Source organism: Mycobacteriales bacterium (assembly GCA_036497565.1).
Lineage (GTDB): Bacteria > Actinomycetota > Actinomycetes > Mycobacteriales > QHCD01 > DASXJE01.
This window is the reverse complement of record DASXJE010000215.1, coordinates 1-5,393: the sequence shown is the minus strand read 5'-3', so window position 1 is coordinate 5,393 and position 5,393 is coordinate 1. Positions and strand designations below refer to the sequence as shown.

5 protein-coding genes are annotated in these 5,393 nt (G+C 69.8%); 4 read left to right on the top strand and 1 reads right to left on the bottom strand.

Annotated features, from left to right (window positions below; genetic code table 11):
- Nucleotides 1-356: 356 nt before the first annotated feature.
- On the top strand, nt 357-1,562 hold the full coding sequence (locus VGH85_17445) for a DUF222 domain-containing protein (GenBank protein HEY2175596.1): 1,206 nt from the start codon (nt 357-359) through the stop codon (nt 1,560-1,562).
- Nucleotides 1,563-1,580: 18 nt separating this feature from the next.
- Here the strand turns inward: VGH85_17445 and VGH85_17440 are convergent, their stop codons facing one another.
- A complete protein-coding gene (locus VGH85_17440) occupies nt 1,581-1,877 on the bottom strand; it encodes a DUF3303 family protein (protein ID HEY2175595.1) in 297 nt (98 codons plus the stop codon).
- Between the two features lie 134 nt (nt 1,878-2,011).
- Here VGH85_17440 and deoC point away from each other — a divergent pair, with 134 nt between their 5' ends.
- From deoC to VGH85_17425, 3 genes are read left to right on the top strand one after another with little or no spacing between them, the layout of a single operon-like run.
- Complete coding sequence (deoC, locus tag VGH85_17435) at nt 2,012-2,962, top strand: deoxyribose-phosphate aldolase (protein HEY2175594.1); 951 nt, start codon at nt 2,012-2,014, stop codon at nt 2,960-2,962.
- 3 nt (nt 2,963-2,965) lie between these two features.
- Nucleotides 2,966-4,423: an aldehyde dehydrogenase family protein gene (locus tag VGH85_17430; GenBank protein HEY2175593.1), complete on the top strand. Its 1,458-nt coding sequence runs from the start codon at nt 2,966-2,968 to the stop codon at nt 4,421-4,423.
- The gene (locus tag VGH85_17425) at nt 4,416-5,300 is read left to right on the top strand and encodes an aldehyde dehydrogenase family protein (protein HEY2175592.1); all 885 of its coding nucleotides are present in this window, start codon (nt 4,416-4,418) and stop codon (nt 5,298-5,300) included. Before VGH85_17430 ends, VGH85_17425 begins: the two co-directional genes overlap by 8 nt.
- Nucleotides 5,301-5,393 lie beyond the last annotated feature (93 nt).

Below are 5,393 nucleotides of genomic sequence, written 5' to 3'. Positions count from 1 at the left end.
CAACCAGTGGCGACGATCACTACTGATCGGCGAGCGGAGCCATCGGCATGGCTTGCGCGACGGCGGCGGCGCGGGCCGAGCCCGCACAACGCTTCCTCAGGCTATGAATGGCGGGACTTCCGTCGCCGCCGTCCGTTGTCCACCTGGTTCGTTCCGCTCCTCCCATTAAGGTTGACGGAAAGTAATTAAATCGGCGAGCTTTTAGAAATTCTGACCAAAGAGGCTGCCGGCCGGGGCTACTGTGTCGGCTTGTTTCGGCCGTCGGACGCCGTCGCGGGGTGTGGATGAACTACCCGGCGGGGGCCCGCCCGCGAGTAATCTTCGAACATGAGTTCGATTGATGGGCAGCACCGCCGGTGACCACGGCGACGGTTGACCCGCCGCACGTGGCGCCGATCGTGAGCGCCGGGATGACGGCGCTGGCGCGGGCCCTACGACAGGTGGCGGTCGAGGACGTCGCCAGCGTCGACGACGTCACGCTCGGCGAGCGGCTCGGCGAACTCCGGCGGATCGCCGGAGCACTCGACGGAGAATTCGCTCGGACTCTTGCGGTGTTCGATGCGCGGGCCGCAGGCCGGGCCGACGGGGCGGCCTCCACTCAGGCATGGCTGCGGTGGCGGACGCGGCTGCACCCGAGGGAGGCGCACCAGCGGGTGGCGGTCGCCCGCGCGCTCGGTGACCTTCCGGCGACCGCCGGCGCGCTCGCCGACGGGACGGTCTCCCACGGCCACGCCGCCGTCATCGCGTCGACCGCCGCCGACGTCGGTCCGGAGCACGCCCGGGTCGCCGAGCCGATCCTGCTCGAGGCGGCCCGCACGATGGATCCGGGATCCCTGCGGAGACTGGCGACGCGCATCCGTTACGCCGCCGACGCGGACGGCGTGCTCGGCGACGCGGAGAAGGTGTTCGCCCGTCGTCGGCTGCACCTCTCCTCGACCTTCGGCGGCATGGTCGTTCTCGACGGCCTGTTCGATCCGGAAAGTGGCGCCACCCTGATGGCTGCGCTGACGGCGATGTCGGCTCCCCGCCGGGTCGACGACCCCAGGAGCGCGGCGCAGGCCAAGGCCGATGCGCTCGTCGAGCTGGCCCGCCGGGCCCTCGACCGCGGGGAACTGCCCGAGCAGTCCGGCGAACGGCCGCATCTGGTGGTGACCGTCGACCTCACCAGTCTGCGTGGGAACGCCGGCGCGCCGCCCGCCGAGCTCGACTGGACCGGGCCGATCCCGGCGGAGACCGCGCGGCGGATCGCCTGCGACGCCGGGGTCTCCCGGGTCCTGATGGCCGGTAAGGGTCAGGTGCTCGATGTGGGCCGGACGACGCGCATCGTTCCGGCGGCGGTGCGGAAGGCCCTCGCGGTGCGGGACGGCGGCTGCCGGTTCCCCGGGTGCTTCCGTCCCCCACCGTTCACCGACGCCCACCACATCGTCAGTTGGCTGCACGGCGGCGCGACCGCACTCGACAACCTCATCCTGCTCTGCCGATTCCACCATCGGTGGGTGCACGAGCGCCGGTGGCACATCCGCCTTGACCGCGACGGCGGCGCGGAGATCCGGCCGCCGTAGCGATCAAGTCAGCGGTGATCAGACCGAGCGGCGGGCCATCGCCTCGGCGCCGACCCGCAGGCCGTCCTCGGCCGAGATCGCGGGAGTCGTGTCGATCTGGAAGACGTCACCCCAGGTGAGGTGGATCTCCATGATGGCGCCGTAATCGTCCGTCTCGAGGATCGAGATCACCGCGACCTGCTCCGAGGCGGGCCAGTACTCACCAAGCACCGTGGCGGCATCCGGATACTTCCACTGCGCCCGCCGAATCAGGGCGCCGTCGCGCTGTTCCCTGTTCAACCCGGGCTGCCATTTCATGACCATGACGTAGAGCACGACCGATCCCCCCTCTGAGACGGTTGTCCGTTGAGCCGAAGCATAGGTCGGCTCGCCCGCCGGTATGGCCCGAAAGCCGGAGCATGCACGTTCGCGCACGCAGTGTGCAGCGACCGTCCGAGTACACTCCGCGCATGACCGCGCTCGTGACCCCGCCGCTCGCCGATGCGGTGCGGGACGAGACGTCGCTGCGTCGATTTCTCGCCGGCTTGCCGGGTGTCGACCAGGTAGGAGCCGAGGGCCGGGCGGCCGGGCTGTTCACCCGCAGCATCAAGAAGGACGCGAAGCTCTGGGCGCTGGATACCGCGATCTCGATGATCGATCTGACCACCCTGGAGGGGGCCGATACCCCGGGCAAGATCCGCAGCCTCTGTGCGAAGGGGCTCCGTCCCGACCCGGCGGATCCGAGTTGCCCGCCGGTCGCGGCGATCTGTGTCTATCCCGACCTCGTTGCCGAGTGCCGCGAGCACCTCGGCGGGGGCACCGTGAAGATCGCGAGCGTCGCCACGGCGTTTCCGTCCGGCCGGGCGTCGATGTCGACCAAGCTCGCCGACGTCGGTGAGGCCGTCGCCGCGGGGGCGGACGAGATCGACATGGTGATCGACCGCGGTGCTTTCCTGAGCGGCCGCTATCTGCAGACCTACGAGGAGATCGTCGCGATCAAAGAGGCGAGTGGTGCGGCCCACCTGAAGGTGATCCTCGAGACCGGTGAGCTGTCCACATTGGACAACGTACGTCGTGCCTCGTGGCTTGCTCTGCTCGCCGGGGCCGACTTCATCAAGACGTCGACGGGTAAGGTGCAGCCGGCGGCGACGCCCCCGGTCGCCGTGGTGATGCTCGAGGCGGTGCGCGACTTCGCTCTTTCGACCGGACAGCACCGCGGGGTGAAACTCGCCGGCGGGATCCGGGCGGCCAAGGACGCCATCCGCTACCTCGTCCTGGTCAAGGAGATCGCCGGGGACGAGTGGCTCACCGCGGATCTCTTCCGCTTCGGCGCGTCCGGGCTGCTCAATGATCTCCTCATGCAACGCACCACCCAGCAGACCGGCGTCTACTCCGGTCCCGACTACTTCACGGTGGACTGACCGATGTCCTCGACACCGCCCGTCTGGGAATATGCGCCCGCACCCGAGTCACGGGAGATCGCGCGACTGCGGTCGTCCTACGGGATGTTCGTCGGTGGGGAGTTCTCCGCGGGAAGCGGCGGAAGCTTCAAGACGGTCAACCCCGCGACGGAGGAGGTACTCGCCGAGGTCGCCGACACGGGCGAGGCCGATGTCGACCGGGCGGTGCGGTCCGCGCGCCGCGCCTTCGACGGCAGCTGGGGCCGGATGCCCGGGCGCGAGCGGGCGAAGTACGTCTTCCGGATCGCCCGGCTGATCCAGGAACGCTCCCGCGAGCTCGCCGTGCTGGAGAGCCTCGACAACGGCAAGCCGATCAAGGAGTCCCGCGACGTCGACGTACCGCTGGCAGCGGCGCACCTCTTCTACTACGCGGGTTGGGCCGACAAGCTTGAATACGCCGTGCCGGCGTCGGCGAACGGCCGTCGGCCGCGCCCGCTCGGCGTCGCCGGCCAGGTCATCCCGTGGAACTTCCCGCTGCTCATGGCCGCGTGGAAGCTCGCGCCGGCGTTGGCGGCCGGCAACACGTGCGTACTGAAGCCGGCCGAGACGACGCCGCTGAGCGCCCTGGTCCTGGCCGAGATCTGTCAGCAGGCAGACCTGCCGCCCGGCGTCGTCAACGTGCTGCCCGGTGCCGGCGGCACGGGTCGCGCCGTGGTGAGTCATCCGCAGATCGACAAGATCGCTTTCACCGGATCCACCGAGGTCGGCAAGGAGATCGCCCGCGCGGCCGCCGGCACCGACAAGCGGCTCACTCTCGAGCTCGGCGGCAAGGCCGCCAACGTCGTCTTCGACGATGCTCCCCTGGACCAAGCTGTCGAAGGCATCGTCAACGGCGTCTACTTCAACCAGGGGCACGTCTGTTGCGCCGGTAGCCGGCTGCTGGTGCAGGAGTCGATCGCTGACGAGTTGCTCGGCGCACTGCGGCGTCGGCTCGCGACCTTGCGGCTGGGCGACCCGCTCGACAAGAACACCGACATCGGCGCGATCAACTCCGCCGAACAACTCGCGAAGATCCGCGAGCTCACCGCGTCCGGTGACGCCGAGGGCGCGAGCCGGTGGTCGCCGCCGTGCACCCTCCCCGACCGCGGCTTCTGGTTCCCTCCCACGGTCTTCACCGGGGTCTCGCAGGCCCATCGGATCGCCCGCGAGGAGATCTTCGGGCCGGTGCTGTCGGTGCTCACCTTCCGTACGCCGGACGAGGCGGTGCAGAAGGCCAACAACACGCCTTACGGACTTTCCGCGGGGATCTGGACGGAGAAGGGTTCGCGCATCCTATGGATGGCCCAGCGGCTGCGGGCCGGCGTGGTGTGGGCCAACACGTTCAACCGGTTCGATCCGACGTCGCCGTTCGGCGGCTACCAGGAATCCGGCTTCGGTCGCGAAGGTGGCCGCCACGGACTGGAGGCCTACCTCGATGCCTGAGCGCGTCACCGCGAGCCGGGCACCGGTCCGCAAGACCTACAAGCTCTACATCGGTGGGGCCTTCCCCCGATCGGAGTCGGCTCGCTCCTACGTCGTCGACTCCGCGCGCGGCGGGTTCCTCGCCAACGCCGCACAGGCGTCGCGGAAGGACGCCCGCGATGCGGTGGTCGCCGCCCGCAAGGCGTTCGGGAAATGGTCGCAGGCAACGGCGTACAACCGTGGCCAGGTGCTCTACCGGATCGCGGAGATGCTCGAGGGCCGGCGGGCGGAGTTCATCGACGCCGTCGTGGCCGGTGAGGGCGTGTCGGCCCGCACCGCAAGGTCCACCGTGGACCGGGCCATCGACCGCTGGGTGTGGTACGCCGGGTGGACCGACAAGATCGCCCAAGTGTTCGGCGGCACCAACCCGGTCGCCGGGCCGTATTTCGACTTCTCCGTTCCCGAGCCGACCGGAGTCGTGGCGGTGGTGGCGCCGCAGCGCTCGTCGCTGCTCGGCTTGGTGAGCGTCGTCGCGCCCGTGGTCGCCTCCGGCAACACGACCGTCGTGGTGGCCTCGGAGCGCCGGCCGTTGCCGGCGATCGCCTTGGCGGAGGTGCTCGCGACCTCCGACCTGCCGGGCGGCGTCATCAACCTGTTGACCGGCATCACCACCGAGCTCGCACCGTGGTTGGCCTCGCACATGGACGTCAACGCGATCGACCTCACCGGCGCGGATCCGAAGCAGAGTACCGACCTCGAACGACGCTCCGCCGACAACATCAAGCGGGTGCTCCGCGCCCCGGCCGGCGGCGAGCCCAGCTGGACGGGCGATCCGGGTGTCTCGCGACTCGGTGCATTTCTGGAGACCAAGACGGTCTGGCATCCGATGGGCATCTGATTCGCGGTGGTGCGTCTCGCTTTCGCCGTCCGCCCGCCGGCGGAGGTGACCGCTGTCGTGGCGGCCGCCGCTCGGCCCGTCGTCGAGGGCGTC